Origin of the sequence: Rhizobium sp. BK379 (assembly GCF_014193955.1) — a bacterium.
In the GTDB taxonomy this organism is placed as follows: domain Bacteria; phylum Pseudomonadota; class Alphaproteobacteria; order Rhizobiales; family Rhizobiaceae; genus Rhizobium.
This window is the reverse complement of record NZ_JACIAD010000001.1, coordinates 1,175,885-1,202,469: the sequence shown is the minus strand read 5'-3', so window position 1 is coordinate 1,202,469 and position 26,585 is coordinate 1,175,885. Positions and strand designations below refer to the sequence as shown.

At 62.1% G+C, this 26,585-nt stretch carries 24 protein-coding genes; 10 read left to right on the top strand and 14 right to left on the bottom strand.

The features are described 5' to 3' along the window. Positions 1 to 159: 159 nt before the first annotated feature. The 4 genes from copC to FHT93_RS06220 all read left to right on the top strand — a co-directional run bounded on the left by copC (position 160) and on the right by FHT93_RS06220 (position 3,691). Positions 160 to 525, top strand: coding sequence for a copper homeostasis periplasmic binding protein CopC (copC, locus tag FHT93_RS06235; protein WP_018115060.1), 366 nt, complete (start codon positions 160 to 162; stop codon positions 523 to 525). Beyond that, on the top strand, positions 525 to 1,412 hold the full coding sequence (gene copD / locus FHT93_RS06230; protein WP_183846700.1) for a copper homeostasis membrane protein CopD: 888 nt from the start codon (positions 525 to 527) through the stop codon (positions 1,410 to 1,412). The genes copC and copD overlap by 1 nt, the downstream gene beginning before the upstream one ends. A gap of 81 nt (positions 1,413 to 1,493) precedes the next feature. After that, positions 1,494 to 2,318, top strand: a complete 825-nt coding sequence (locus FHT93_RS06225; protein ID WP_183846698.1) for an arginase family protein — start codon at positions 1,494 to 1,496, stop codon at positions 2,316 to 2,318. 455 nt (positions 2,319 to 2,773) lie between these two features. Then, positions 2,774 to 3,691: an MBL fold metallo-hydrolase gene (locus tag FHT93_RS06220; protein ID WP_018115063.1), complete on the top strand. Its 918-nt coding sequence runs from the start codon at positions 2,774 to 2,776 to the stop codon at positions 3,689 to 3,691. A gap of 91 nt (positions 3,692 to 3,782) precedes the next feature. On the opposite strand, the gene FHT93_RS06215 is transcribed toward FHT93_RS06220, so the two are convergent. From FHT93_RS06215 to FHT93_RS06205, 3 genes are all read right to left on the bottom strand, one after another. Continuing rightward, complete coding sequence (locus FHT93_RS06215) at positions 3,783 to 4,208, bottom strand: GFA family protein (protein ID WP_183846696.1); 426 nt, start codon at positions 4,206 to 4,208, stop codon at positions 3,783 to 3,785. Next, the gene (locus FHT93_RS06210; RefSeq protein WP_183846694.1) at positions 4,205 to 4,879 is read right to left on the bottom strand and encodes a DapH/DapD/GlmU-related protein; all 675 of its coding nucleotides are present in this window, start codon (positions 4,877 to 4,879) and stop codon (positions 4,205 to 4,207) included. Before FHT93_RS06210 ends, FHT93_RS06215 begins: the two co-directional genes overlap by 4 nt. 174 nt (positions 4,880 to 5,053) lie before the next feature. Further along, positions 5,054 to 5,545: a hypothetical protein gene (locus FHT93_RS06205; RefSeq protein ID WP_162738737.1), complete on the bottom strand. Its 492-nt coding sequence runs from the start codon at positions 5,543 to 5,545 to the stop codon at positions 5,054 to 5,056. Between the two features lie 295 nt (positions 5,546 to 5,840). On the opposite strand from FHT93_RS06205, the gene FHT93_RS06200 reads away from it, so the two are divergent. Both FHT93_RS06200 and FHT93_RS06195 read left to right on the top strand, forming a co-directional pair. Next, positions 5,841 to 7,643, top strand: coding sequence for an adenylate/guanylate cyclase domain-containing protein (locus FHT93_RS06200; RefSeq protein WP_183846692.1), 1,803 nt, complete (start codon positions 5,841 to 5,843; stop codon positions 7,641 to 7,643). Between the two features lie 397 nt (positions 7,644 to 8,040). Further along, the gene (locus tag FHT93_RS06195) at positions 8,041 to 9,162 is read left to right on the top strand and encodes a hypothetical protein (protein ID WP_113115013.1); all 1,122 of its coding nucleotides are present in this window, start codon (positions 8,041 to 8,043) and stop codon (positions 9,160 to 9,162) included. 53 nt (positions 9,163 to 9,215) lie between these two features. On the opposite strand, the gene FHT93_RS06190 is transcribed toward FHT93_RS06195, so the two are convergent. Both FHT93_RS06190 and FHT93_RS06185 read right to left on the bottom strand, forming a co-directional pair. Beyond that, positions 9,216 to 10,412, bottom strand: coding sequence for a TCR/Tet family MFS transporter (locus FHT93_RS06190; RefSeq protein WP_183846690.1), 1,197 nt, complete (start codon positions 10,410 to 10,412; stop codon positions 9,216 to 9,218). An 8-nt stretch (positions 10,413 to 10,420) separates the two neighbouring features. After that, a complete protein-coding gene (locus FHT93_RS06185) occupies positions 10,421 to 11,323 on the bottom strand; it encodes an NADP-dependent oxidoreductase (RefSeq protein WP_113203922.1) in 903 nt (300 codons plus the stop codon). A gap of 182 nt (positions 11,324 to 11,505) precedes the next feature. Here FHT93_RS06185 and FHT93_RS06180 point away from each other — a divergent pair, with 182 nt between their 5' ends. Further along, complete coding sequence (locus FHT93_RS06180) at positions 11,506 to 12,159, top strand: TetR/AcrR family transcriptional regulator (protein ID WP_183846688.1); 654 nt, start codon at positions 11,506 to 11,508, stop codon at positions 12,157 to 12,159. Between the two features lie 301 nt (positions 12,160 to 12,460). Here FHT93_RS06180 and FHT93_RS06175 read toward each other — a convergent pair whose 3' ends face one another. After that, positions 12,461 to 13,105: a pyridoxal 5'-phosphate synthase gene (locus FHT93_RS06175; protein ID WP_183846686.1), complete on the bottom strand. Its 645-nt coding sequence runs from the start codon at positions 13,103 to 13,105 to the stop codon at positions 12,461 to 12,463. Between the two features lie 163 nt (positions 13,106 to 13,268). Here FHT93_RS06175 and FHT93_RS06170 point away from each other — a divergent pair, with 163 nt between their 5' ends. Together FHT93_RS06170 and FHT93_RS06165 are read left to right on the top strand one after the other, a co-directional pair. Then, positions 13,269 to 13,478, top strand: coding sequence for a hypothetical protein (locus tag FHT93_RS06170; protein WP_183846684.1), 210 nt, complete (start codon positions 13,269 to 13,271; stop codon positions 13,476 to 13,478). Between the two features lie 51 nt (positions 13,479 to 13,529). Beyond that, positions 13,530 to 15,074, top strand: coding sequence for an MDR family MFS transporter (locus tag FHT93_RS06165; RefSeq protein WP_183846682.1), 1,545 nt, complete (start codon positions 13,530 to 13,532; stop codon positions 15,072 to 15,074). A gap of 145 nt (positions 15,075 to 15,219) precedes the next feature. Here FHT93_RS06165 and FHT93_RS06160 read toward each other — a convergent pair whose 3' ends face one another. The 4 genes from FHT93_RS06160 to FHT93_RS06145 form a co-directional block, all read right to left on the bottom strand. Beyond that, complete coding sequence (locus FHT93_RS06160) at positions 15,220 to 15,990, bottom strand: glucose 1-dehydrogenase (protein WP_183847550.1); 771 nt, start codon at positions 15,988 to 15,990, stop codon at positions 15,220 to 15,222. Between the two features lie 306 nt (positions 15,991 to 16,296). Further along, positions 16,297 to 16,569, bottom strand: coding sequence for a hypothetical protein (locus FHT93_RS06155; protein ID WP_112547111.1), 273 nt, complete (start codon positions 16,567 to 16,569; stop codon positions 16,297 to 16,299). Between the two features lie 127 nt (positions 16,570 to 16,696). Beyond that, a complete protein-coding gene (locus FHT93_RS06150) occupies positions 16,697 to 17,473 on the bottom strand; it encodes a molybdopterin-binding protein (protein ID WP_112969485.1) in 777 nt (258 codons plus the stop codon). Then, the gene (locus FHT93_RS06145) at positions 17,470 to 18,324 is read right to left on the bottom strand and encodes a cytochrome b/b6 domain-containing protein (RefSeq protein WP_018114534.1); all 855 of its coding nucleotides are present in this window, start codon (positions 18,322 to 18,324) and stop codon (positions 17,470 to 17,472) included. The genes FHT93_RS06150 and FHT93_RS06145 overlap by 4 nt, the downstream gene beginning before the upstream one ends. Positions 18,325 to 18,548: 224 nt before the next feature. Here FHT93_RS06145 and FHT93_RS06140 point away from each other — a divergent pair, with 224 nt between their 5' ends. Continuing rightward, entirely contained in the window at positions 18,549 to 19,247 is a 699-nt protein-coding gene (locus tag FHT93_RS06140; protein WP_183846680.1) for a DUF1223 domain-containing protein, read from the top strand. A gap of 37 nt (positions 19,248 to 19,284) precedes the next feature. Here FHT93_RS06140 and FHT93_RS06135 read toward each other — a convergent pair whose 3' ends face one another. The 4 genes from FHT93_RS06135 to FHT93_RS06120 all read right to left on the bottom strand — a co-directional run bounded on the left by FHT93_RS06135 (position 19,285) and on the right by FHT93_RS06120 (position 26,485). Then, the gene (locus FHT93_RS06135) at positions 19,285 to 19,815 is read right to left on the bottom strand and encodes a gamma carbonic anhydrase family protein (protein WP_018114536.1); all 531 of its coding nucleotides are present in this window, start codon (positions 19,813 to 19,815) and stop codon (positions 19,285 to 19,287) included. Positions 19,816 to 19,825: 10 nt separating this feature from the next. Beyond that, positions 19,826 to 20,518 (bottom strand): fumarylacetoacetate hydrolase family protein, encoded by a 693-nt coding sequence (locus tag FHT93_RS06130; protein ID WP_183846678.1) that lies wholly within the window; start codon positions 20,516 to 20,518, stop codon positions 19,826 to 19,828. A 223-nt stretch (positions 20,519 to 20,741) separates the two neighbouring features. After that, positions 20,742 to 22,766 (bottom strand): adenylate/guanylate cyclase domain-containing protein, encoded by a 2,025-nt coding sequence (locus FHT93_RS06125; RefSeq protein WP_210299186.1) that lies wholly within the window; start codon positions 22,764 to 22,766, stop codon positions 20,742 to 20,744. Continuing rightward, positions 22,766 to 26,485: a FecR domain-containing protein gene (locus tag FHT93_RS06120; protein ID WP_246781557.1), complete on the bottom strand. Its 3,720-nt coding sequence runs from the start codon at positions 26,483 to 26,485 to the stop codon at positions 22,766 to 22,768. The genes FHT93_RS06125 and FHT93_RS06120 overlap by 1 nt, the downstream gene beginning before the upstream one ends. Between the last annotated feature and the right edge of the window lie 100 nt (positions 26,486 to 26,585).

Sequence of the window (26,585 nt, the reverse complement as noted above, 5' to 3'; positions counted from 1 at the left end):
CCCGAGCATGGCAACGAGCAAGGGGATCATGCCGAGTGAAAAGCGGTTCTCAGCAACAAACTCCGGCATCGAGCGGAATAAATCCGCTCTCCGACTGTCTAACTCAGCGAGGGCCAAACGCGCCATCGCCTGTCCCCATGAACCGAAAGGCATAATCCGATGTCACGACTGACCCGCATTCTCTCCGTTGCCACCGTCGCAAGCATTGCCCTTGCCGGCCAGGCATTCGCCCATGCGCATCTGAAAAGCTCCGTGCCGGCAGACAAGGCAGCCGTTGCATCCCCCAGCGAACTCGATCTCACCTTCACCGAGGAGCTGAACCTCAAGTTCAGCGGCGTCACCGTCACCGGCCCCGATAAGGGCGAGGTCAAGCTCGGCGATGTCATGCTCATGGACGGCGACAAGGTGCTGATGGTGCCGGTGTCCGACAGGCTCGCGCCCGGCAGCTATACGGTCGACTGGCATGTGCTTTCGACCGACGGGCACAAGACAGAGGGCAACTTCACCTTCACCGTAAAGCCCTGATGACACCGGATATCGCCAACATCGCCTGCCGTTTCGTCTTTGACGGAGCTGCCCTGTTTCTCTGGGGCAGCGCTGCCTATCTGTGGCTGCTCGTGCCAGAGCGCCTGAGCGCCAGCATCTGGGCGCGGCTTGCGGCCTGGCGCATTGCGGCGGTGGTGCTGGCCGTGCTTGCGACGCTGGCGCTGCTGCCGGTGCGCTGCGCCATGATCGGCAATGGCTGGGCGGACGGGCTGGACGGCGATGTGATGATATCGGTGCTGACGGCGACCTCCATCGGCACGGCCTGGGCCTGGCAGGCGGTATTTGCCGCTCTTCTCCTTCTGGTGACATTGCTGCCGTTACGGCGGAAGGTTGCCGCGACGGCCATCATCTCGGGCCTGCTGCTCTGCGGCCTGTCGCTGACCGGCCATGCGGCCATGAACGACGGATGGCTGCGGGTGCTGCACCGGGCGAACGACATGGTGCATGTGCTCGCGGGCGGCGCCTGGGTGGGCGCGCTTATCCCCGTGGCGCTCGTGCTTTGCCGGCTTGGAGACGGGATGGCGGGAGCGGATGCCCTGACAGCGCTGATCCGCTTCTCGAGGGCGGGGCATGTGGCCGTGGCGCTGGTCATTTTATCGGGCGTGGCAAACAGCCTGCTGATCATCGGCGGGCTGCCGCTCGACTGGAGCGTCGCCTATCAGCGGCTGCTCTCCCTGAAGATAGCGCTTGCCATGCTGATGATGCTGATCGCCGTCTTCAACCGCTACGGGCTGGTGCCGCTGATGGTCCGGTCGCACTCGGCCGGAAAAGCGCTGGCGGCGGGGACCGTGGGCGAGATCATGATCGCTGTCTGTGTTGTCGCGCTCGTTGCCTGGTTCGGGACGCTGGAGCCTTTCCCGGGCTAGGGCAGCACCTGCAGACCGTCTCGCTTTCCGCCCGGAAACCGGCTAAACGGGAGGGAACAACACATTGCAAGGTTGCAGGCGGTGGCTGGAAAAGCTGAATATACCGTGTTCCAGGGGCGCGCAGGAGATCACAACGATCTCGCGATGCCGGGTGCCAAGGCAATCGGCGAGGAATTGCAACGCCGGACCGGCATTTCTCCCACAGTTATAGGCACTCCCGAACCCGCCACGAACGGCGGGTGGCGCGAAGAGCTCGACGCGGCACTGCCTTCGCTCAAGAAGTTGCAGTCCCGATTTGAGGACGTGCTGGCCGCAGGCGCGGTATCGATTGCCGCCACCAGCCGGTGCGCGGTGTCGCTGGCGACCCTTCCGGCTGTTGCCAAACATCGTCCCGCAACCTGCATCGTATGGTTCGATGCGCATGGCGACCTGAACCCGCCGGAAGCCAGCCCCACCGGCTATCTCGGCGGGCTGGCGCTTGCCGGGCCGCTTGGCCTTTGGACGTCCGGTCTCGGCGCAGGTCTCGGCCTGGACCAGGTCGTTCTCGTCGGTCAACGTGACCTCGATCCCTATGAACTGGATCTGATTGCGACACACGGCATCCCGCATATCAAACCCGGGGCCGATCTTGCGACCGACCTCAGGACCGCGATCGCCGGCCGTCCCGTCTACGTGCATTTCGACTGCGATGTTCTGGAGCCGGGCATCGTGCCGACAGACTATCATTGCGAAGGCGGCCTTTCGCTGGAGGATGTGCGGGCCTGCTGCGAGGTTATCGCAGAACAGGACTTCGTCGGGATAGAAATCGCCGAGTTCCAGAACGCATGGGATGCTGATGGCCCGCCGGTATCACCCGGCGCTCTGCTCGATGCTCTCCAGCCGGTTTTGGCGGCGGGCCCTCGCTAGGCGAATGCTGACCGCCGTCCGTGGGCGGGGATCACCCAGCGCATCGCCATGCTCAGACGACAGACGGGAACGAGCCCTGCGCATCTGGCGCCCAACTCTGCTCGATAGCTCCTGGCTTTGATGGCAAGGGCCTGATTTCGTTTCCTGTTTGAACCGGATGCCGATCGCTTTGAAACCGTGATCCGAAGGCGGAATCCCGTCAGCCGTTGCGTCTTAAACGTAAGTTTGGATTACGGGCGCTCGAGGGCGGCTGTACTTGTTGGGGGCAGCCACAGAAGAAGCGCTCGAAAAAGGAAGCGTCTGGAACGTGAGATTCGAGTGCCGGATCCATGTCGATATGCCACGTCTGCGTATCGGCGAATGGAGAGTGACGGGCTGATGTCCACACAACACAGGAGTGCGTGATGTCGCAGTTAGAAACAAAAGCCCGGAGCGCCGGGCCGCAGCAGACACATATGTCCTCGCAAAACGCTTCGCCCTCCGTTGGAGCGAAGACCGGCGAACTGGTTCCGTCGCGCTATGCGCTCAACATCGGCGAGATCGAGGTGATGGTGGTCAGCGACGGGGTGCTGCCGCTGCCGACCAAGATGCTCGGCCACAATGCCGACCCGGCCGTGCGGGCTGGCTGGCTGGGCGACATGTTCCTGCCGCCGGATGCTTTCGACTGGTCGCTGAATGTGGTCGTGGTGCGCAGCGGCGATCAGACCATCCTCGTCGATGCCGGCCTGGGGATCGACCCGGACCTGAACCTGCCGCGGGCAGGGCAGCTGATCAAGCGACTGGAGGCTGCAGGCATCGATCTTGGATCCGTGACCGACGTCGTGCTGACCCATATGCATATGGACCATGTCGGCGGGCTGCTGGTCGAAGGGGTCAAGGAACGGCTGCGCAAGGACCTGCGGATCCATGTCGCTGCCGCAGAGGTCAAATTCTGGGAAGCGCCGGATTTCTCGCACGTTTCCATGCCGCCGGGCTTTCCGGATGCGCTTCGGGCGGCTGCCAAGCGCTTCAGCACGGAATACCAGAGCCAGCTGCGGCTGTTCGACGAAGAGTATGAAGTGGCGCCGGGCGTGGTCGTCTCCCGCACAGGCGGTCATACACCCGGCCATAGCGTCGTCCGGGTGGCCTCCGGCGGCGACAAGCTGATGTTTGCCGGCGATGCCGTGTTCGCGGTCGGGTTCGAACATCCCGACTGGTTCAACGGTTTCGAGCACGACCCCGAGGAGGCGGTCCGCGTCCGCGTCCGGCTTCTGCGCGAGCTGGCAGCGACTGGCGAACTGCTGGTGGCGACCCACCTGCCGTTCCCGTCTATCGGCCACGTGGCCGTCGACGGCGACGCCTTTCGCTGGGTGCCGATCTTCTGGGACTACTGACGGGCACGGCCCCGTATCCGCAATCAGCGAGGCCCGGCGAATGCCCGGGCCTCGTCTCACGCCAGCGGCGCAAAAGCCGGCGTGGCGACGCTCACTTTGCCTGTTCGAAGCGGATAATCCCGGCGACCCTTGCGGCGGAGCCGGAATCCGAGGGATGGGAGACGCCATCCATGACCTGAACCTCCGGAAAATCGAAGGGGCTGAAGCCTTCGATGCAGGCGACATTGATGCCGAACTGGTTCGGATTGGAGCGGCGCTGATGATGGGTGTAGATGCCGCAGGTCCTGCAGAAATAGTGCTTCGCCGTCCGGGTGTTGAATTGATAGAGCGTCAGGTTGTCTTCGCCCTCCACGAACTCGATATCCTTCAGATCGGCAGAGACGGCGATGGCGCCGCGCATGCGGCAGTAGGAGCACGTGCAGCGGCGGATCGTGTTGAACTCATCCGCCAGCCGGACCCGGAATTTGATGCGGCCGCAGTGGCAGGCCGCACTATGCTGATGTCTTTCATCGCTCATGACCGGCGATCCTCACTCTCTTGCGCAAGATGGGCAGGCTCGGACCAGCGCTCGCAGAAAGCCTCGATATCACTGGATTGAAATTCGGCGAGACGCTCCATGATGGTCTCGAACGGCCAGTCCCACCAGGCGATGGCGGCAAGTTTTTCGGCTGTCGTTCGCGAGAAGCGCTCGCGGATGACTTTGGCGGGGACGCCGCCGACGACCGTATAGGGCGCGACGTCCTTGGTGACGACGGCGCCCGCCGCAAGCACGGCGCCGTCTCCGACCGTCACGCCCGGAAGCACGATGACGCCGTGGCCGATCCAGACGTCATTGCCGATGATGGCGCGGTCCGCCTTTCTGTCGGCGAAGAAGGAATGATCGCGCACGGCATCGGCGGAGTAATATTCCGGGCAATAGGTGAAACGGTGCATGGACGGGCGGTCCATGGGGTGATTGGGCGCGCCGATCCTGACCTCTGCCGCAATGGCGCAGAATTTCCCGATCGAGGCATCGCCGACGATGCAGCGCTGGCCGAGATAGGAATAATCGCCGAGGTCGACCGTGCGCAGGGAGGTCTGCTCCAGGATCTCGCAGCATTTGCCGATACTCGAATCCCTGAGGCTTGCCGTCGGGTGGATGACGGTTTCGGCGATCTTCGGGCGGTTTGGCTGGGTGGTCGTGTCCATGGTCAGTCTCCGGATTTCGGCCTGCCTAGCCGGGGACGATGAAGGATATGTGACGCGGCAACGTCTGATGATCAGGGCATGTGCTCAATGGGCAGCGGGTGCCCATCCGGCGATAGTGTCGAAGTTCTCTGTGCAGAGGACGTGACCGTGGCCATCGCCTTCGGGCACATTCTCTCACACTCCGAAAATGATCTGGCAGGTCGAAGTATTCGACGGAAAGAACCCGTCTTCGCCAACCGGAACGACCCTGTCGCTCAGCGGCTTCACCCGCGTGATCATTCCCGATTTTGCGGTGACGGCAACGGTGCAGGATACTTCCTGATCATGTTCCGGTGAGAAGATCCGCTTGGTCAGGACCATGTTGCCGACATACTCCGTCTGGTCATAGGTTCTTGCGGGTATCCGCACCACGCGCGATCGCTGCCAGGTCAGCACAGGCGTTCCGCCTGCAGCGCTGCGGTCCGTCGGCGCCCCGAACTTGCTTTCGAATGTCGCGATCGGTTTGCCACGCCACTGGCTGTCGACCTTGGTATAGGGGGCGGTCAGGGCGGTCCCGAGGTCATCTGTAAGCTTGGCGGCCCCAGCCTGAAGAGACTTGCCCGCGCCGCAGCCGCAAAGCAGCATCGGCAAGGCGGTGATGACCATAAACTCTTTCAAAAGGCGCATTTCAAAATTCCGATTTCACAATGACTTAGTAGAGGGATTTTGGCACAGGCATTTGCGATAACGACCGAATACCAGCCGGCTCTTAACAGGCGCCAAAAACTATCGGTAAAATTGAATATCGAAAATATCCATAACTTGTAGCGGTGCAAATCCCGCTGACCAATCCGTGTGTGCCGCTGCGACGACAACCATGCCGAAGGCGGTCACTCATCCATTCATGTAAAACCCTATGAATTTGGCGAAATCCGCGCATATTCATCCCAGGGTACGATACTCCGCAGGAGCAACCACCACCGTGGATCGAAAGCTCGCAGCCATCCTTTCCGCCGATGTTGCCGGTTTCAGCCGCCTTACGGCGCTGGATGAGGAGGGCACGATTCATGCCCTCAACCTGTGCCTCAGCCAGATAGCCGAGATCGTGCGCGAGCATGAGGGCCGCATCTTCGGCACAGCAGGGGACGGATTTGTCGCCGAATTCGCAAGCGCTGTTCAGGCTGTCAGGTGCGCGGTCGCAATCCAGCGGCGCCTTGCCGGCAATCCGCAGGACATGCCCGCGGAACGCCGTCTCGAATTCCGCATCGGCGTCAATCTGGGCGATGTCATCGTTTCGGGCGACGATCTGCTCGGCGACGGCGTCAATATTGCGGCGCGCCTGCAGGAGATGGCGCCGCCGTCGGGCATCTGCATTTCCGGCTCCGTGCGCGAGCACCTCTATGGCAAGGTTCCGTTCGTGCTGATGAGCCTTGGCGAACGCGCCATGAAGAACATACCCCGGCCGATATCCGTCTTTCGGGTCGACTGGCTGCTGGAGGCGCCTGAAGGCGGGGATGCCCTATCAGCGAGAGGAACAGGACCAGCGAGAGGAACAGGGCCAGCAACGCCATCACCTGCTCAGCGCTTCGGCAGGGACCAGCCGTCGATCGTCGTCATGCCCTTCGACAATCTCAGCGGTCAGGGCGATGAGTATTTCGTCGATGGCGTCGTGGAGGAAATCACCGCGGCGCTTTCGCGCGTTCGCGAATTCTTCGTCATCGCGCGCCAGTCCGCCTTCACCTATAAGGGCCGCTTCGTCGACGTGCATGATCTCGAGAGCGAATTTGGCGTCAATTACGTGGTCCAGGGCACCGTGCGGCGCGGCGGAGACCGCCTGCGGATTTCGGTTCAACTGGTCGACACCGAGACGCGCACGCAGTTCTGGTCCGAACGTTACGAGGGGGCGACCGAGGATATTTTCGAGCTTCAGGACAGGATCGCCGCGCAGGTCGCCGGCGCCATCCATCCGGCCATCCGCAGCGCTGAAACCGAGCTTTCGAAGCGCAAGCCGCCAAACAGCCTGCGGGCCTACGATCTCGTCATGCGCGCGTACCCGTACCTTTGGGGGCAGAGCAAGGCGACGAACGAGCGGGCGATACCATTGCTGCAGGATGCCATCGCGATCGACCCCGCTTACGGCCGCGCTCACGCCTTTCTGTCATGGTGCTACGCACAGCATCTCGGCTACATCTGGACCGACGAACCCGAGCGGGACCTCGAACGCTCCTTGAAGGCGGTCGAGGCAGCAGTGGGATCCATCGATGATGATCCGACGGCGCTGACGGCGGTCGGCGGGGCTCTCAGCCATTGCGGCGATCAGGAGCGTGCGGCCGCCTATCTCGAAAGGGCCCTTGCGCTTGATCCGAACAATGCCTGGGCATGGGCGCGTTATGGCTGGGTTGCAAGCTACAAGGGCGAACCCGGTGCTGCGGAACGGTTCGAACGGGCTCTGACGCTGAGCCCGGCAGACCCGCTGACATTCAACATGCGGATGGGCATGGCCCTTTCGCTCGCCATGGCAGGTTCCCTTTCCGAGGCAGTCGCCATCGCCCGTGAGGTCGTCAACAAACATCCTGATGTCACCTGGTGCTACAGGATGATGGCGGCCTGGGCGGCAATGAGCGGCGACCTGACGACGGCCAGGTGGGCCGCGGGCAGGCTGCTGCAGATCGAGCCGCATTTTACAATCGAGCGATATCTGTCGAGGCCCGTGTTTCAGGGCGTGCCGGAATGGGCAGACCGGACGGCCGAGGGGTTGCGGCAGGCGGGACTGCCAGAGCGCTAGAGATTTGTCATCTGCCCGATGTTACGGGCTATGGTGCGCATCGGAACCAGCGGCAGCGCAACCCCGCATAAGGTGCGATCGCTGACAGCCAGATTCCACCGGCAGTTTTCCCGTGCGAGGCGCGATGATGGCCCCTAAATTGCCCTGCAGATCTCGCAGATCCAGGCACGGTTTGGCTGGATGGTCGCTGCCTGGGTAGTAAGGAAATTAGCGACGGAATGCCGCAGATGAAGGGCGGATCAGAAGTAGGCGCGCTGATTTTAGGGCTGTTTCTGCTTTGGACACATGGCGGGGCATGCTTCCGTTCTTGATCTTTAGATCGCGAGGTTGAGCAATAATATTGACTGCAACCCGATTGAGGCGGATAATAACTTTAAATAACTGTGGGGGCTTTCCAATGGTAAGCAGCTTTCAGGTCGTAGATTCCGACAGTGTTACCGATGAATCCAAGATGGAAGAGGAACACGGTTGGCCAGAATTAAGCGGCAACGCTGTTTACGCGCATGACGTTCTACTTAGTCATTTTTTGAACTCTCTCTCAATAAAGGTTGAGTATTTATCTCAACTAATCGAAAAAGGAAGTCATGCGCAAAAAATACTTGCAAAGGTGCGAAATGGTATCGCAAATTTCAAAGACGAAAGTAAGCTTGGATATTATGATCGACGTAACAGTGCTTGGACGAATGCCTACAGGCTGGAATTGCTCCTAGCGCTCGCCGAGCCTTCAGAAAGACTGGTGCCAGAGCTGGAAGCTCGCCTTGCTCAGGCCGATGAGGAGAAGGTGGTAGGAGCGGCGAGACTGCGCGGTATTCTGCAGCAAATGACTTTGCCGCAAAATGCTCAGAATCCAACACCTGTCGTTGATCCTAAAGACAGAGACTGTCGTTTGAAGTCGCTGCTTATCGATATCATTCAAAACATTCAGTGGCAGCTTACCCGAAAATATGCCTTTCGAGGCCTTCAGCGGACGGCGACAAGGAAGATAATCTATGCGGCCGTAGCATCTTTCGTCCTGTTTCTGCTTCCTTACGTCTCCATTTTTTTCGTCTACTGGGAAGATAACGGAAGCCTCAAAGAGATTCACAATTGGATCGGATTTCCACTGATGACAGCTCTGACGGCTGGGCTTTTCGGGGCATATTTTAGCAGGCTTCTTTACATTCAAAAGAACTGGAGCCTTCTTGATTATGAAGAACTCGCGTCCGCTGGAGAAATACCATCCATCTTATTGCGCGGCATAATAGGAATTTGCGGATCCGCAATAATATTCTTCTTTCTACATGCCGAGATCGTAGCGGGTGATTTAGTTCCTGATTTTACCAAGATGACGATGAGTCTAGATACTCCTCCTAACGAGCAACTTCCGGCCACGTTTCTTATTGGAAAGAATCTGGCTCTATTGATTGTTTGGAGCTTTATCGCCGGATTTTCGGAGCGTTTGATCCCCAGTATATTGGCTAGAGCAGAAGTAAGATTTGATGGAACTTCGAAACCCCTCAATCAACTTGGCGTCCATTGATTGCTGGTATTTATTTTGATTTGCGCCAACATGCACGCTCGCGTCGGTTCGCTCTATGTGCCTGCGGTTTGTTCAAGGCGACTATTCGCAGTGCTCATCAGCACCAACGGCACTGCGACTGCATAAAGTGCGATCACCGAGAGCCAGATGCCGCCCGGCCAGTTCTCCCGCGTGAGGAAATAGAGGGATGAGAAGCCGAGCGGCGCGATGATCGAGGCGAGGCTGATCGTGGAGGCGAGCAGGCCCTGCAGTTCGCCCTGGCGATCGGGAGCGACCCTGCTTGTGGCAAGCGCCTGGAAGGCGGGGTTGCCGATGCCGACGAGGGTGAAGACAGGCATGATGGCGAAGATCATCCAGCCCTGGTTCGCGAAGGCCATGACAACAAGGGCGAGGCAGGCGGCGGCGATGCCTGTGAGCACTGACCAGCGCTCGCCGAGCAGGCGGGTGGCGGGGCCGGGGAGGAAGGCCTGGCAGACGGTCTGGCAGATGCCGAAGGCGCCGAGCGACAGGCCGATCGAGACGCCGTTCCAGCCGAAGGCATCGAAACCCCAGAGCGCCCAGCAGGTGCCGTAGGATTCGCCGGCCGCGCTGAAGACGAAATAGACCAGCACGATCGGCAACAGTGCCTTCATCGAGACGAGCCGTTTGAAGGGTGCAAGCGGATTGAGGGCTGCGATATTTATCGTCCGGCGAGAGGGCGCCCGGGATTCCGGAAGGACGAAGAGGGCAAGCAGCAGGTTTGCGGCGTTGAGCACGGCGGCGGCGATGAAGGGCAGGCGCAGCCAGTAGTCGCCGAGCAGGCCGCCGAGGACCGGTCCAATGATGAAACCGGCGCCGAACATGGCATTGAACAGGCCGAAGCGACGGGCGCGCTGATCTGCGGGCGAAATGTCGGTGATATAGGCGGATGCGACCGACATGTTGGCGCTGGTGAGACCGGCGATGGCGCGGCCGGCAAAAAGCAGGGAGAGCGAGGGCGCAAAGGCCATGATGACGTAATTGACGGCAGCGCCCGCAAGCGAAATCAGGAGCACCGGACGGCGGCCGATACTGTCGCTGAGTGCGCCGAGCACGGGGGCGAAGACGAATTGCATGGCTGCATAGAGCGCGGTCATGATGCCGATATAGAAGGCGATATCGGCTGAATGCGTCACCTCCTGAAGCAGGCGCGGGAGGATCGGGAAGATCAGGCCAATGCCGACGGCATCGAGGCAGATGGCGGTGAAGATGACGATGAGGGGTCTGTTCATGGTCTGGCTCATGGGGAAATGATGAGTTTGCCGGTGACGCGGCCGGCAGCGCTGAGGGTCTGGGCCTCGGCGGTCTGTTCGAGCGGAAAGCTTTGCTCGATGTGCAGCCGGAACTGGCCCCTGGAATAGAGCCGTGCAACATCGGCGAGCACTCGTTCGGGCTCCTTCGGCGGTCCGTGCGAGAATTTCGCGCCATATTCCTCCGCCGAGAAATCGGCGACGGACAGCACGCGGGCGGGATCGCCGGTCAGGGCGATCAGCTCGGGGATGATGCCGGAGCCGGCGACATCAAGCGCCGCATCGATCCCCTCGGGCGCAAGCTGCCGCACGCGATCGGCGAGGCCCGGCCCGTAAGTCGTCGGGATGGCGCCGAGGCTCTTCAGGTAATCGTGTTTCTGCGGGCTTGCCGTGCCGATGGTGGTGATACCCCGAATGCGCGCCAGCTGGATGACGGCCGAGCCGATGCCGCCGGCGGCGCCGCTGACGAGCAGCGTCTCACCGGCTTTGACGTGGAGCTCATCAAGGCTGCGCCAGGCTGTCTCCGATATTACGGGCAGTCCGCCGGCGATCTCGAAGGGCAGGTCGTCGGGCTTGTGAACCCAGTGGGTGAGGATGGCATGTTCGGCCATCGTGGCCCGGCCATAGCCGAAGACGGCATCGCCGGCGAAGGTGCTGGCGACGCCGGGGCCGACTTCATCGACGATGCCGGAGGCCTCGACGCCGATGCCGGAGGGAAAACGGACGTCCTCGAAAGCGCGATATTGTCCCTCGCGACGCTTCCAGTCCGAGGGATTGACGCCGGCTGCACGCACCCTGATGCGCAGCTCTCCGGGGCCGGGATGCGGTGGATCGATCTCGACGATATCGAGGACCTCGGCGCCGCCATAGCGGCTGAACTGAATGGCTTTCATTGGGGATTCTCCTTTCGGCGGATGCAGACAAGGCTCGACCGATCGCGGTCCCGGGCACGGATCCACGTCCATCTGCTATCGATGTACTGCATATTAATTTGTACTGAGTACAGTAATAGGCTGCGAAACACTGCCTGTCAACATAGGTGTACTCAGTACATGAATCCTGTTATGGAAGCCGCATGACGACGCCATCAGACGAAGCACCCTCGGATCGCAGATCCCGCAAGCGCCTTGCGACCCGGCGCGCCATCTCGCTTGCCGCCGACCGGCTGTTTTTCGAGCGGGGCTTCGAGAATGTGACGGTCGATGAGATTGCGGCGGCCGCCGATGTCGGCCGAATGACGGTCTTCAACCATTTCCCGCGCAAGGAAGACATGTTCTTCGATCGCGACGAGGAGGCGCGCGAGACACTTCGCGCGGCCTTGCGGCAGCGCGATGGCGGGGTGCCGCCGATCGAGGCATTGCGGCTGCTGGCGCATCAGCTTGTGCGGCAGCAGACGCCTTATCTGTTGTTTTCGGCGGCGAGCCAGACGTTCATCGAGACGGTGGAAAACAGCGAAACGCTGAAGGCGAGGGCGCGCGCGATCCGGGACGAGATTGCGGGGGAGCTGGCGGTGGCGCTTGCCGAAAGTGCGGGGCGACCGGCTGACGATCCCGCGGCAAGGCTTGCGAGCGCAATGCTGCTTGCCACCTGGAGCGTCGCCTTCATCGAGGCGCACCGAAGCTTCCGGCAGCACGGCGATACGGGGAAGGCGAAGGCCCTGTTTCTGGAACTCACCGACCAGGGCAGTCTTGGCGTGAAGGCGTCGCTCGAGGGTACGCCTTACGCCTGAGGCGGCGGCCACGAGCCGGAATCAAAAGGGCGCTCGACCCTTGCGGGGAGCGCCCTTGTCCTGTGAAGCTCGAACGCGGCTCGACCGACGTCGATACCAAGCGCAAGTTCGTTTTCAGGTGAAGCCGGGATATGATGCGCGTCACGACCGATTGCAAGAGGCAGGTTCCGGAAATCTTGATTATTTTGTCCTGGCGTTGCTCTCATCGGCCCGGCAGTCGTTTGCGCCGGCATTTGCGATAAGATGCGCCTCGGGCCGCCGGCGCTGGTAAAGGCCGCGGTAGTCGCCTGCTGACTAGGCCCTAGGGCCAGAGGCTTTCGCGCCGCCAGCCGGCCTTTTCCCGCCGATAGAGCAGGCGGTGATGCAGCCGGTCCTCTGCACCCTGCCAGAACTCCACCTCATGCGGCATGGCGATGAAGAGATGCCAGTTCGGCGCCACGAGATCCGGCTCGGCATGGATGCGCCGGACCTGTTCGTCGATGGCGGCGTGGAGGTCGCTGCGGGAGGACAGCGGCTCGCTCTGCCGGCCGGCAAGGGCTGCGGCCCGTGCACTTGCCGAGCGGCTGCGGAAATCGGCCAGGCGCTCCGGCTCGCCGGCTTCGAAAGCCGTGCCGCGCAGCCGCACCTGGCGGCCGAGCGCCGGCCAGTAGAAGGTCAGCGCAACGTAAGGGTTGAGGGCGATCTGGCGACCCTTGGGGCCGTTGCCTGACGTTGCGAAATGCCAGCCCCTGGCATCGAGGTTTTTGAGGATGAGAAGGCGGGCATCGGGCGCGCCGTTCCCGTCCACCGTCGAGAGCACCATGGCATGCGGTTCGCGGATGCCTGCCGCTATTGCATCGCGCAGCCAGTCGGAGAAGAGATCGCGCGGGTCGTCGGGCACGGCATCGGCATCGAATGGCGGGAAGGGGCCGGCAAGCGAAGCCAGCGCGCGCAGTTCATCCTTCATGGCATTTCCTCTTGCGGTCGTGCGGGCGTGGTCGCGCCGAAGCCGGTCACGGCAGCGCTGTTGTTCCCGAATGGATCAGATCATTTGTGCGAGGGGCATGAAACATGCTTTGTTGCAATGTGAAAACCGATATGATCGAACACACGATGTTCGAAAAACGCACATGGTGCAGCTTGTCACCCATGCAATGGGCTGCCGGGAGTGGAAGCGCCTTTCCTCGATGACGGCGCTTCCCGTTCTAAGCCCATGCGCCCGTCGTGAGGCGGCTGATAATGGGGTTCCGCAGCGCGTCATCGGAGCGGCGAAGCGGCTCCTGCCATTGTGTTTTGGCATGCTGCGCCGTGCCCTGCTATTGTCGCCTGCCATGCGTTGATTCCGGCCATCCAGGCCGCGCCTGAGAACGACGCTTTTGCAGGATCATTGCATGCCGGACCGGTCTCAAACCGTTTTATCAGCAGTTCCCCACAGCCTCCGGTGGATCGGCTTCATGGCGATGTGCCTCGGCATGTTCATGGCCATCCTCGACGTTCAGGTCGTGGCGACCTCGCTGCCGACCATCCAGTCGGCACTCGATATCCATCCGGATCAGATGAGCTGGGTACAGACCGCCTATCTCATCGCCGAAGTGGTGGCGATACCGCTGACGGGTTTTCTCACGCGCCTGCTGACGATGCGCTGGCTCTTCGTCGTGTCGCTGTCGTTCTTCGTGATCGCCTCGGCGGGCTGTGCGGCGAGCGACAGCTTTGGCGGGCTCGTCGCGTGGCGGGTGATCCAGGGATTTTCCGGCGGCACGCTCATTCCCTCGGTGTTTTCGGCCGTCTTCATCCTGTTTCCGGATGAACGACAGGCGCTGGCGACAACGATCGCCGGCGTGCTGGCGGTGCTTGCGCCGACCATCGGGCCGATCGTCGGCGGCTGGCTGACCGAGACCTATTCCTGGCACTGGCTGTTCCTGATCAATATCATCCCCGGCATTGTCGCGGCACTCGTTGCCATGCGCGCGCTTCCGCGGGACGGCGTCAATCTCTCCGAGCTGTGGCATCTCGATATCGTCTCGCTGCTCCTGATGGCGGCGAGCCTCGCGGCACTGGAACTCGGCCTGAAGGAAGCGCCGACGAGCGGCTGGACTTCGCTTTACGTCGCCGGCCTCATCGGCCTGTCGGTCATATCGGGAGGCGTCTTCGCGTGGCGGTCGCTGCATCGCGCCTTACCGGTGGTCGAACTCGGGAATTTCGGGGACAGGAATTTTCTGGCGGGCTCTGCCATGAGCTTCATTCTCGGCATCGGCCTCTTCGGCTCAGTCTATCTCATGCCGGTCTTTCTCGCCTTCGTGCGCGGGCACAACGCGCTCGAAATCGGCATGACGATGCTGGTGACGGGCATTGCCCAGCTCATCACCGCGCCGATCGCGGTGGCGCTCGAAAAACGGATGGATGCGCGGTTGTTGTCAGCGGCCGGTTTCACGCTTTTTGCCATCGGCATCGGCATGAGCGCCTTTCAGGACCCGCAGACCGATTTCGACGCAATGTTCTGGCCGCAGGTCATCCGCGGCACCGCAATCATGTTCTGCCTGCTGCCGCCGACGCGCCTCGCGCTCGGCACGTTGCCGCCGGAGCGCATTCCAGACGCCAGCGGCCTGTTCAACCTGATGCGCAACCTTGGCGGGGCAATCGGCATCGCGCTGATCGACACTATCGTCTACACGCGCTCGGGACCGCTCGGCGACAGCCTCTGGGAGCGACTGAAGGCGGGGGACACGGGCATTGCCGCCTTTGTCGGCGCACCGCTGCAGGCGATCGCGGGCCATCACGGCGAGTTCGACGCGGATACGACGGCGCTGCTCGATCCGCTGGTGCAGACGGCGGCAAGTGTCCAGGCGATCAACGAAGCGTGGATGGTGGTTGCGGTGCTGACGGCCTGTGCGCTGCTGTGGGTGCCGTTTGCCAAGAAGGTAAAGGTGGCCGGGTGAGGGGACGCGCGGCAGGCTGAAAAATTGCCAGTGCGATGGTCGAAATGCCAGATCGCCATCGTCTTTGCAGATGATGTCAGGCGGCCCTTGTCAGGGGAGGTCGCTCTCGCTTGCCTAGGACTTGTGCTGCGGGGCCTGCTCGGTCTCAGGCGACGGACCATCCGCCGTCCACCAGCAGGTTTGCGCCGGTGATCAGGCTTGCAGCCGGTGATGCAAGGAAGACTACGGCACCCACCACATCATCGGTTTCACCGATCCGACCGAGTGGAATGTGACCGAGGGTCGCTTTGTGATTGTCGGCATCGGATAGAAAAGGTGCCGTACCGTCGGTATGAATGAAAGTCGGCGATACGGTATTCACGGTGATATCGTAGCGTGCCCATTCGGCTGCGAGGCAGCGCGTGAGGTGATTGATTGCCGCCTTGCTCATGCAATAGATGGCCTCGCCACGCAGCGCCACGGTACCGGCCTGCGAGCTGATATTGATGATCCGGCCCCTATTGCGCTTGATCATGTGACGGCCAACCGCCTGGGTCATCAGAAAGGTGCCCTTGATATTGACGTCGAGGATCTCGTCAAGGTCCTTCTCCTCGACGAGTTCCGCGAGATTGCCCGGGGCCACGCCGACATTGTTGACGAGGATGTCGATGCGACCGAACGTGGCCAGCGCTGCGTCGACGGCCTGTGCGATATGGGCCTTGTTGGGAATATCCAGTTCAACCGGGAGAATTTTTCGGCCCGTGGCCTCGAGTTCGGCAACCAAGCCCGCTGAGGCTGAGAGATCACGGACCCCCAGGACAATATCGGAGCCTGCTGCGGCACAGGCAAGCGCACAAGCCCGGCCGATGCCACGGCTCGCTCCCGTCACCAAAGTCACCTTGCCCGCAAGGCTGAAGTCCGGCGCGTTCTTCTGCATCATGATGCCTCCCTCGATGAAGCTCATTTATGCCAGCGTCGGTGTGCGGATGCCAGATGTTCCGCGCATAGCAATGCGCTTGCCCGGCACTCGGGCGGCACGAGCGTTGCTCGCCTGACGGATTGCGCCGACTCCTCCAGCGTAAGGGAGGGCATGGGCGGGTGAGCCGGCGATCAGGCCGTTGTCTGGGAATTCCCTTAGTCCAGCGGCGAGCACATTGGCGCCGGCGGGGCGGTTGCTGCCGATCGCGCAGCGGCGTTCATGCCGCGGGCAGCCCCGGGGCCGCCCGCATGTGTCTGGCAGGCTTCACATGTTGCTCATGCTTTTCATGGCTTTTTCCATGTGCGTCTTGCATTCTTCCATCTTGTTGGCCTTCATGGAATCCTTGGCCATCATCATTTCCTTGGACGCCATTTCCTTCTTTTCCTTCATGGCAGGATCCGTCATGGCATCCATGTCGGCCTGCATTTTCATCATCGAAGCCTCGTCGCACTTCGCCGACATCATCGCGTCCTGTGCAAAGGCAGGCAGCGCGGACGCTGCTGCGAGGACGATTGCTGCTGCTGTGCATTTCAACATGATCTTCTCCTCCTCCTTGCGGGCGCCATTGCCCTTTGCAAGTCTGTCGCGCGGCGAGACTGTCCCGGGGCAAGACTGTCCCGCAGTAAGACTGTCCCGCAGTAAGACTGTTCGGGGGCACGAGTGCCTAGATTCCGGCGTACCATTCGTAGCCCCGGTCTTCCCAGAAGCCGCCCTTGCCGCCCCACAGGCCGGCGAAGCTGTCCTTCATCTCGATCCGCATCAGGTATTTGGCATGCTTGTAGCCAAGCTGGCGCTCGACGCGCAGGCGAAGCGGGGCGCCGTGGGCGACCTCCAGATCCTTGCCGTTCATCTGGTAGGCGAGGATGGTCTGCGGGTGGAAGGCGTCGATGAGATCGATGCTTTCGTAATAGGTTCCGCTACCGTCCAGCGTCTGCTCGAGCTGGTCTGCGCAGTAGAAGACGGCATAGCGGGCTTGCGGTTTCAGCCCCACGCTCTGCAGGAGCGGTCCGAGCTGCGCGCCCGTCCACTTGCCGATCGCGCTCCAGCCCTCGACGCAGTCGTGGCGGGTAATCTGGGTGCGCGAGGGCAGCTTCTTCAGATCTGCGAGCGAAAGCTCGACGGGACGCTCTACCAACCCGTCAATCTTCAGTCGCCAGTTGGCGAAGCCGGTTGCCATCATCTGCGCATAGGCTTCGCTATCGGGCTGGCTGGTGCCGTTCGGCCGGAATGTCGGCGAGATATCGGCTTCGGAATATTCGGGCGCCAGCTTGTCCTTGGGAACGAGCAGCCGCTGGCTTTTCATCGTCAGCGTCTCGGCCATGTCGAGAACGGACTGGACGTTGGGGTTCTGGACGACATCGTCGCAGCCGGTCAGGCCGAATGCACCGAGTCCGGCAGCCGATCCGATCAGCAGGCCGCGGCGTGTAATGGAGAAGGTCATCGATCGTCCCTTTCGGTTTCGATCACGTAGCGGCCCGTTATCATCGAGCGCATGTTGTTCCAGAGGCCGGACAGGATCACCATGGCGATATGCACGAAAACGAAGAGGACGATCGACCAGGCGCAGATGAAGTGGATCGACCGGGCCGTTTGTCTGCCGCCGAACAGCTCGAGCAGGAAGGGATAGCCGGCATCCATGGCGGGTGACATGGTCAAGCCCGTTGCAAACATCAGCGGCAGCAGGATGAAGATGACGATCAGGTAGGCGAGCTTCTGCAGCACATTGTAACGCCTTGCCTTTTCACCCTTCGGGAAGCGCAGGCGCGCGTGGTCGGCGATTTCCTGCCCCAGATGGTGCGGCGAGATCTCTTCGCCGCTCGGCGCCAGATCGCGGCGGAAATGGCCCGACAGGAAACCGATGAGCGCATAGATCGATCCGTTGATGACGAAGAGCCAGGCAAAGAACAGATGCCAGCGGCGGCCGGTTGCGAGATCCTGGTAGCTCGGAATGGTGATCCAGGAAGGGAAGCCACGCTCGGTCGCGTCGTCGCCCGTTCCCGAAACGCCGAGAACGCCTGTCGTGGTGATCTGCAGATTGCCAATGCGAAGCACGCCGCGCGTGCCGCCATCGACGGCGCCGATCGAGAGCCAGGACGGGTCTGCATCCGCACCGTACTGGCCCCAGTAAAGCGCCGGGTGGGCATTGAAAATCTGCAGCCCGCTCATCAAAAGCAGGCTGAGACAGAGAACGTTGATCCAGTGTGTAATGCGGGTTGCCAGCGAGTGCCGGCGGATGACTGTTATCGTCGGGCCTGCTGGAGTGGCCTGGCTGTGATCGTCGAGTGTTGCCATGGTCGTTTTCGATGTCCGATACCGTCACGCCCCTACTGCATGTACGTAGGCGAAGCGGGATTTGTTACAGGCGTCCCGAAGTTTTTTCTCTGCGGCCGGAGGCCTTTGGCCGGGAAAGGCTGGCGGCGCGGCTTTCCGGACACCGTCACAAGTGCGTGAGGCTGTAACGAATGGTGTTCCGCCTGCGAAGGAGAACGAGATGCAGATCATCAGGGAGCACCGCCATGACATATTCAGCCCCGTTCAATCTTGCGATCATCGCCGCAATCTTCGGCCTTGGTTCCACCTCTCAGGCCTCCGCCGGGCAATCGCCTGCGGTCGTGGAACTGTTCACCAGCCAGGGCTGTTCCTCATGCCCTCCGGCCAATGCCAATCTCGTCAGGCTCAGCAACGATCCTGATGTGCTCGCGCTAAGCTTCTCGGTGACTTATTGGGACTATCTCGGATGGAAGGACATTTTCGGGAAGAAGGAATTCACCGAGCGGCAGGTGACCTACGAGCCCGCACTCGGCCAATCCGGCCCTTTCACGCCGCAGATGGTCGTCAACGGTCACCAGTCGACCGTCGGCTATGATCTCAACCAGATCCGGCGCGTGATCGCGTCCGAGCCCGCACTGTCCGGCCCCGGGATCGCGCTGGCCCGGAACGTGGCTGTCATCGACGCTGCGAAGGGCCGGAGCGCTCCGGCCGACGTCTGGCTCGTCCGCTACGCTCCGGGCACCGTGCAGGTTCCGGTCGCCAGAGGCGAGAATGCAGGCGAGACATTGCCGCACGCCCATGTCGTGCACGAATTGACGCGTCTCGGCACCTGGGACGGTAAGATGTTGAAGCTGCCGATCCCGGCCGCGGCCGGCGACCTCAAAAGCGCCGTCATCGTCCAGGAGCCGAGGGGCGGCAGGATTCTCGCGGCAACGACCGACTGAAAACCGCCTCGCTGTCAGATCCGCCCGCGGTCGACTATCAATCGATCCGCTCGAGATCCCGCGCAAAGCGCTGCCAGTTGCCGACATATTTCTTTGCGGACTGGGTGATCCTGGCGATCGCCTCGTCGTCCAGCGTGCGGATCGCCTTGGCGGGTGAGCCGACGATGAGGGAATTGTCGGGGAATTCCTTGCCTTCGGTGATGAGCGCATTTGCGCCGACGAGGCAGTTGTTTCCGATCCTGGCGCCGTTCAGGATGGTGGCGCCCATGCCGATGAGGGTGTTGTTGCCGATCGTGCAGCCGTGGATGATCGCGTGGTGGCCGATGGTGCAGTGATCGCCGATCGTGGTGGGGAAGCCGGGGTCGGTGTGGACCATGACGCCTTCCTGCAGGTTGGTGGCCTTGCCGATGACGATGGGTTCGTTGTCGCCGCGCAGGACGGCACCGAACCAGATGCCGACTTCTTCGGCGAGCTCCACATGGCCGATCACATGCGCTTCGGGGGCGATCCAGAAGGTGCCGTGTGGCGGCAGTTTCGGGTGCTGGCCTCCGAGCGCATAGATTGCCATGTCTTCCTCCTCAGACCACGTTCAGCGAGAGCGTCGCGATGCCATCGACGCCGCAGGAAATGCTGTCGCCCTTGTTGATGGCAGCGACACCGGCTGGCGTGCCGGTCATGATGATATCGCCGGGCGCCAGAACGAAGAGTTTCGAAAGCTCTGCAATGATTTCCGGGACTTTCCAGATCATCTGGTTTAAGTCGCCGTCCTGTTTGCGGACGCCGTTGACATCAAGCCAGACGCGGCCATTTACGGGATGTCCGAGGCGGCTCGCGGGGACGAGCGGCGAGACCGGGGCGGAATGTTCGAAGGCCTTGGCGAGCTCCCACGGGCGGCCGAGTTTCTTGGCTTCGGCCTGCAGGTCGCGGCGGGTGAAATCGATGCCGACGCCGTAGCCATAGATACAGTCGAGCGCTTTTTCCGAGGGTATATCGGTGCCGCCGGCCTTCAGCGCCAGCACGCATTCGACCTCGAAATGTACGTCATTCGACAGCGGCGGATAGGGGAAATCCTTGCCGGAGAAGAGATTGTCAGCGTTCTTCTGGAAGAAGAAGGGCGGCTCCCGGTTCGGGTCATGGCCCATTTCGATGGCGTGATCGGCATAGTTGCGGCCGACGCAATAGACGCGGCGGACCGGAAAGGCCTCGGCGCTGCCTTCGACGGGCAGGAGAACAGGCTGCGGGAGTGGAATGACAGTGGCGGGAAGGGACATGATGGGACTTCTTGGCTGATTGATCTGGGCGAGTCTGAAGATATCGTAATGCATGTCGCGCAAAACTGCGCGGCGGTTTTGCGATAACGACATGCGCAAGACGAAGAACTAGAGCGCGGCAGGCGGATATGAAAGATCGCGACGCGCTTTCAAGTGCAAAAGGCGCGGAAGGAACCACCTTTGTTCTGACCGGAAACCGCTGCGCTTTTTGGCTTTAATCGCTCTAGGGGGCCGCGATGTCCTGTGCGAGGCTGCCGCGCACCAATGCGTAATAGGCCGAAAGCTCAGGAATGGCCTTCGGCAGGGTGTCGAAGGCGGGGTCGGAGATGCTGAGCGTGCCCGCGTATTTTGCATCCAGGAAGGCGTTATGCTCCGGGAGCGCCGCGCGGTGCGAGCCGTAGAGCACCGTGAAGACGGGCGAGGGCACGGTGCGGCCCTTGACGATGATGCGGTCGAGCTCGACCACGGCGTAATGTTCGGCCACGAGGCGGGCGGTTTCCTCGCCGAGCAGCAATGCCACGCCATAGTTCTTCGAGGCGCCTTCCAGGCGTGAGGCGAGATTGACGCTGTCGCCGAGGCAGGAATAGTCGAAGCGCCGGGTCGAGCCCATATTGCCGACGATGCATTCGCCGGTATTGATGCCGACGCCCATTTTCAGGATATGCAGCGGCCGGCCGGTGGCGGCCACTTCCCGCTCCAGCTCGCGGTTCAGCGTGCCGATCGCATCCTGCATGGCGATCGAGGCCTTGACCGCATGCAGGGCATGGTCGGGGTCGTCGAGCGGCGCATTCCAGAAGGCCATGATGCAATCGCCCATATATTTGTCGATCGTGCCGCCATGGTCCATGACGACATCCGAGAGCGGTGTCAGCAGGCGATTAATCAGCGTTGTCAGCTGCTCGGGATCGTCCTTCATCGTTTCGGCAATGGTGGTGAAGCCGCGTACGTCTGAAAACAGGACGGTCAGGGTTCGCCGCTCGCCGCCGAGCTTCAGCTGCGAGGGATCGTTGGAGAGGCGCTTGACGAGATCGGGCGAGATGTATTGGGCAAAGGCGAGCGTGATCTGGCGCTTCTGGTGGCGCTCCTGCGCATAGTCGAAGGCTGCCTGGCCGAAGGCGACGGCGATGAAGGCGACGGTCGGTCCGAGCGGCGAGACGAAGACATGGGTGAAGCGGATGCCGGCATAGCTTGCCGCGGCGAAGGCAAGGACGGCGGCGGCGGTCGCGACCAGCGTGCGCCAGCTCGTGGCCTTCCAGACCGTCGCGGCGGCGAGCGCGACGGCAACGAGGATGCAGATCGCAACGACCGGCAGGCCGGCTTCATTGATGGCGAGGCCATGGACGATATTGTCGTAGATGGTGGCCTGCACCTCGACGCCGGAGATGAGCTTGCCGGTGTGAACGGTGTAGGGCGTGGCATAGGCATCGACGCCGCCCTGGTCGATCTCGGGCGCATTCTGCAGGCTGAGGCCGACCAGCACGACGCGATCCTTGAAGATATCGGGCGGCAGGAAATTCTTCGGGTCGAGCGCCTGATAATAGGAAACGGTGGGATAGGAGCGGGCCGGGCCGAGTGACTGGACGAGCGCGCCTGCCGGCAGATGCGGCGCCTTCATGCCCGCAGCCTTTGCAAGCTCCATGGCAAAGCCATCCTCATAGGATGGAATGTTGCGGAAGATGCCATCGCCACTCAGCGCGATCGAGGCGATGCCGGTGCGCGCGCCGGTTTCCGTCATCTGCGGCAGCGGCGTGGTGCGCACCAGCTGATCGGCCTGCGGCGCCTCGATCAACGTCTCGTCGCCGGCAAGCACGACGTCCGGGCCGACGGCGGAGGTTATCGCCTGATCGTTTTCAGCCGTCGAAGGCTCGGCCATGATGATATCGAGCGCGATGGCCTTTGCGCCGGCGGCGCGCAACTGCTTGACGAGCTCGGCATGCAGGCTGCGCGGCCAGGGCCACTGGGCGTTGATATCGGCAAGCGCCGGCTCGTCGATCGCCACGATGATCGGGCCGCCGGCCGGCGGCGAGGGATCGTCGATCGTGGAGAGATAGTCGAAGGTGCGCAATTCCGTCAGCGCCCAGGCGGGCAGGCGGGAGATCAGCGAAATCGTGACCAGCGTGACCAGGGCCAGCACGAGAAGACGGATGCCGCGGCTGGAGAAGGGCCAGCCGGGCGGGCGCTGTTGCCGGCCTGTGTCGATGGCGCGCTCTGCCTGAAGCCGTTGCAGGGCGGTCGGGCGCGCCATCATCAGAAGCGGATCTTCAGGCTGCCCTTGAAGGCGCGGCCCCAGCCGGGTACGCCCGGTGTCACCTCGAAGTCATCATCGAGAAGGTTATAGGCGGCGGCTTCGAGCGCGATGCGCTTGTCGAAGGGCTCCCAGATCAGATGCGCGTCGAGGCTCCAGTAATCGTCGAGCTTGGTGCCGAGATCATCGCCATCGCGTTCGCCGATATAGTTGGCGGCGACGGTGGCTTTCACCTTGGCCTCATTGACCCAGGTCAGCGCGATCTGGCCGGAATTCTTCGGGATATAGGGCAGGTTGCCGCCGTAATTCAACGATCCCGGATCCTTGTTTTCGGAATCCATGTAGGCATAGGTGGCTGAAAGGCCGAAGCCATTGCCGAGCGCGACGTTTGCGGTGACGGCGGCACGGTCGATCCGGCCGCGCGACAGCGGCAGGCTGTCAACAGCCGGAAGGGCGATCAGCGGCAGGTCGATCGAGAAATCATGCAGTTCCTGATGCTGATATTCGACCGAGGTGAAGAACTTGTCGGTCCATTCGGCGTCCCACTGGAAGGCGGCCGTATCGGCATAACCTTCGGTGCCGACTGTGAACTGATTGGATTGCAGCCCAAGGATGCCGATCGGTGCCAGCGTGGGTACGCCGGTATCGAGGCTCTGGCGCATGAAGGCGGCGCGCAACCATTGGTTCTGGACCGGCGCCCAGGCAAGGCCGAAGCGGGGCTCGAGCCTGCTGACATCGACACCATCGCCTTCGAGGCGTGTGCCGAACAGAGCATACTCGCCCTTCAGATCCGGTGTAATGTCATGCAGAAGGTCGATGTAGGCGCGGCCGATATTGACGCGGCTGTCCGTCTCCGTTGGCCCGGCGGTGACGCCGTCGATGACACCGGGAATGACGTCGTCAAGATGGAAGTAGGTCTTCTGCGATGCGTCGATCCAACCGCCTTCGATGCCGTAGCGCCAGGTAAAAGCTCCGTCGCCAATGCTGTGACTGAGCGCGGCGACATAGGCCTTGGATTCCGACTCCTGGCTGGTCTGGGCGAAGGGCCTGATGTCGGTGCCGGGGCCGCCTAGGAACGGCACGTTTTCCCAGTCGAACTGCAGATCGTTTGTGGTCTTCGCTCCGGTTTCCACATACATGAGCGCGCCATTCAGCACGTTCTCGTAGGAAAATGTATGGCTCCAGCCGACACCGGCGCTGGTGAGTTTCGTGCTGTTGATTTGAGTGCGGTAGAGTGGCAGTTCGTCCGGTGCCAGAGGCAAACCGAAGAAACCGAATACCGGATTCAGGATATTCGAGAGAGTGGGATCTTCTGTCAGTGCATTTAGCGTGCCGTCGTTCTTGGCATGGTTGACGTAGGCGACCACGCGGTCGTCCGGCGTAAGCGTCGCGGTGATGTAGCCATTGCCGCCGAGAATCTTGTTGTCCGTCGCATATCCGCCGAAATCGCGGTAGTCGCCGTCGAGCGCCAGCTCTTCCCATGTCAGGTTGCCGAAGAAGCTGATCGGGATCGTCTCGTTGGAGAAGCCCTGGATTTCCGCTTCGCCGGTGCGCCGCGTATGTCCGTCCACGGTGTTGATGCCGCCGCCGAGCGAACCTTCGAAGAAGGGCGTGCGCAGGATCGTGGCTGAGCGCGAGCGGCCGGACAGCATGTGGGGGTCAAGTAGCAGGCCCTGGAAGAGCGAAGAAAAGCTCGACGTATTGGCCCGGTACTGGCTGACGCTGTCGTCGCTGAAGCTGGTTGCGTTGACGTAGGGGAAGATGCTGCCCTTGATCGCCTGGTCGGTGTAGCCGGTGCCTTCGAAAGGGTTGAACACGGCGTCGCCGTAATAACGGCCCCAGGCATCGAGACCTTGCAGGCGGAAGGCGTTGTTCAGCGTGGAGCCGGCATCCTCATTGGCGCCGAGGCCGATAAAGTCGCCGCCGCGGGCGCGCGAGCGGCGCAGGAATTCCTGCGCGTTGGCAATCGCGCCATCGGCATTGTAGTCGTCGATATCGACCGCGGTGCGGAAAGACGAGATGACCGGATCGTTCTTGTCCAGCCGGTCGGCATTGTCGAGCGCCTGCTGGAAGGGAAGGCGGTCGCCCTTTTCATAATGGGCGGCGGCGAGCATGAGCTGCGATTGCGAATGGGCCGGATTGGCGGTGCTGGCGGCAAGCAGGTCTTCCAGTGCCTTGTCGCGCTCGCCGGTCTGCAGGTAGTAGCGGCCACGGGCGAGGAGCGCGATATCGAAGGAGGGATCGACGGCAAGGGCGGTATCGATCTCGCGCTTGGCCTCCTTCATGCGAGACTGGTCGAGATAGAGGATCGCGAGATTGGCATGCGGCACGGGATCCTGCGGGTCGAGCTCGATCGCCTTCAGGAATGCTTTTTCGGCTTCGCCGTTGGCATCGCGAACACTTTGCAGCAGGCCCATGGAATTCAGCGAGCCGGAGGCGCCGGGCGCAAGTTCGATGGCACGGTTCAGGTCTGCGAGCGCGCCGTTGATATCGCTCTCATAAGCGGCCTTGTAGCCGGCGCGGGCGGCAAGGCCCATCGGGTGATCGGGGTCGAGCGCCAGCGAGCGATCCGCCGCTTCCTTCATCTGCGCACGGTCGTCGATGAGCTGGGCAAGCTGCGAGCGTATCGCCGGCAGGGTCGGATCGTCGGGATAGCGCTGCTCGGCCTTCCTGATGATCTCGATGGCTGCACGCGGATTCTGCAGGAAGCCCACCGTATAGGCCTGCATGATGGCGCCATAGACGCCGACGGAGGCCGCAGGCGGTTTCTCGACATGGGCGGGGTCGGCGAGAGAACGGGCAAAATAGCCGCCGTACTGCGCCATGTTGCGCCTGTCGGCATCGAGATGCGGCGCTGCCTTTTCGAAAAGCCTGGCGGCATCGGTGTAGCGCTTTTCGGAGCCGGCGATGGTCGCCTCAATCAAGTCGACCCGCGCCTGCTGCGCCACGGTCAGCTTGCGGCCGCGCAGCGCCTTCAACGTTGCAGCGGCAACCTGTCGCCCGTCAAAGGCGCTCTGCAACTCTGCGAGCGTCAGCCAGTCTTCGGTCGTGCGCCGCTCGGGCGGCAGCGCCATCACGCGGCGGCGCTCGGATGCCATGCGGCCGGCCGGGAGCGGCGAGGTGGGCATCAGGCCGAAGCCATCGCGCAGGTTCAGATAGAAGAGCATCTGCTCACGATCGTCAGGCGTGACGATGACGAGCTTGCGGGGCGCCTGGCCGATGGTGGCGACAGCGCCTTCGCCCTCGTTGACATCGACGCTGCCCTGCGGGTTGGTCAGCGAGACGCGGCCTTCGAGCACGATCATCGAGGTCTTGGCGCCTTCGACGGTCATCGTCCAGTCAGTGCCGCGGATAGCGGCGGCGGCGGCCGGGGTTTCGACGGTCAGGCCCTGGCCGCCGCGCTGGGCGCGGGCCCAGATGGTGCCGGATTGCAGGTTAAGGATCGTGTCGCCGGTCGCCGACATCTTCTTGACCTGCAGCGCGGAATTGCGGCCAAGGCGGATCTGCGTGTGGTCGGAAAAGAGGATGGCGAGCTGGCCGGTGGCGTTGGTGCGCAGTACGTCGCCATCGAGCAGGTCCTGGTTGAGATCGACGACGCGCCAGTTGGTGACATCGACGAAACGCACTTCCTCGCCTGTCTTGCGGGCGATGACGGAGCCTGCAACCGGCGTCGAGCGCTGAACCGGTTCGGCCGCAACCGGAAATGAAAGTAACGTTGACATGAGCACAAGAGACGTACTTGCGCACAGAACAGACCTCAGCCCCGACATTTCAGATACCCCCGCATCTTTTCCCCGTTTGGCCAAGTGCGGTGTAAAAGTC

What these genes read in the sequence shown, in the direction of transcription:
- FHT93_RS06170 (WP_183846684.1), top strand. Translation starts at nt 13,269, where the DNA reads ATGGTGCAGCTTGTCACCCATGCAATGGGCTGCCGGGAGTGGAAGCGC.
- FHT93_RS06145 (WP_018114534.1), bottom strand. Translation starts at nt 18,324, where the DNA reads ATGGCAACACTCGACGATCACAGCCAGGCCACTCCAGCAGGCCCGACG.
- FHT93_RS06190 (WP_183846690.1), bottom strand. Translation starts at nt 10,412, where the DNA reads ATGAACAGACCCCTCATCGTCATCTTCACCGCCATCTGCCTCGATGCC.
- FHT93_RS06135 (WP_018114536.1), bottom strand. Translation starts at nt 19,815, where the DNA reads ATGGCAATCTATGCGCTCGGAGGCCAGCACCCGAAACTGCCGCCACAC.
- copD (WP_183846700.1), top strand. Translation starts at nt 525, where the DNA reads ATGACACCGGATATCGCCAACATCGCCTGCCGTTTCGTCTTTGACGGA.
- FHT93_RS06155 (WP_112547111.1), bottom strand. Translation starts at nt 16,569, where the DNA reads ATGTTGAAATGCACAGCAGCAGCAATCGTCCTCGCAGCAGCGTCCGCG.
- FHT93_RS06175 (WP_183846686.1), bottom strand. Translation starts at nt 13,105, where the DNA reads ATGAAGGATGAACTGCGCGCGCTGGCTTCGCTTGCCGGCCCCTTCCCG.
- FHT93_RS06120 (WP_246781557.1), bottom strand. Translation starts at nt 26,485, where the DNA reads ATGTCAACGTTACTTTCATTTCCGGTTGCGGCCGAACCGGTTCAGCGC.
- FHT93_RS06150 (WP_112969485.1), bottom strand. Translation starts at nt 17,473, where the DNA reads ATGACCTTCTCCATTACACGCCGCGGCCTGCTGATCGGATCGGCTGCC.
- copC (WP_018115060.1), top strand. Translation starts at nt 160, where the DNA reads ATGTCACGACTGACCCGCATTCTCTCCGTTGCCACCGTCGCAAGCATT.
- FHT93_RS06195 (WP_113115013.1), top strand. Translation starts at nt 8,041, where the DNA reads ATGGTAAGCAGCTTTCAGGTCGTAGATTCCGACAGTGTTACCGATGAA.
- FHT93_RS06180 (WP_183846688.1), top strand. Translation starts at nt 11,506, where the DNA reads ATGACGACGCCATCAGACGAAGCACCCTCGGATCGCAGATCCCGCAAG.
- FHT93_RS06140 (WP_183846680.1), top strand. Translation starts at nt 18,549, where the DNA reads ATGACATATTCAGCCCCGTTCAATCTTGCGATCATCGCCGCAATCTTC.
- FHT93_RS06160 (WP_183847550.1), bottom strand. Translation starts at nt 15,990, where the DNA reads ATGCAGAAGAACGCGCCGGACTTCAGCCTTGCGGGCAAGGTGACTTTG.
- FHT93_RS06220 (WP_018115063.1), top strand. Translation starts at nt 2,774, where the DNA reads ATGTCCTCGCAAAACGCTTCGCCCTCCGTTGGAGCGAAGACCGGCGAA.
- FHT93_RS06205 (WP_162738737.1), bottom strand. Translation starts at nt 5,545, where the DNA reads ATGCGCCTTTTGAAAGAGTTTATGGTCATCACCGCCTTGCCGATGCTG.
- FHT93_RS06130 (WP_183846678.1), bottom strand. Translation starts at nt 20,518, where the DNA reads ATGTCCCTTCCCGCCACTGTCATTCCACTCCCGCAGCCTGTTCTCCTG.
- FHT93_RS06125 (WP_210299186.1), bottom strand. Translation starts at nt 22,766, where the DNA reads ATGATGGCGCGCCCGACCGCCCTGCAACGGCTTCAGGCAGAGCGCGCC.
- FHT93_RS06185 (WP_113203922.1), bottom strand. Translation starts at nt 11,323, where the DNA reads ATGAAAGCCATTCAGTTCAGCCGCTATGGCGGCGCCGAGGTCCTCGAT.
- FHT93_RS06215 (WP_183846696.1), bottom strand. Translation starts at nt 4,208, where the DNA reads ATGAGCGATGAAAGACATCAGCATAGTGCGGCCTGCCACTGCGGCCGC.
- FHT93_RS06165 (WP_183846682.1), top strand. Translation starts at nt 13,530, where the DNA reads ATGCCGGACCGGTCTCAAACCGTTTTATCAGCAGTTCCCCACAGCCTC.
- FHT93_RS06210 (WP_183846694.1), bottom strand. Translation starts at nt 4,879, where the DNA reads ATGGACACGACCACCCAGCCAAACCGCCCGAAGATCGCCGAAACCGTC.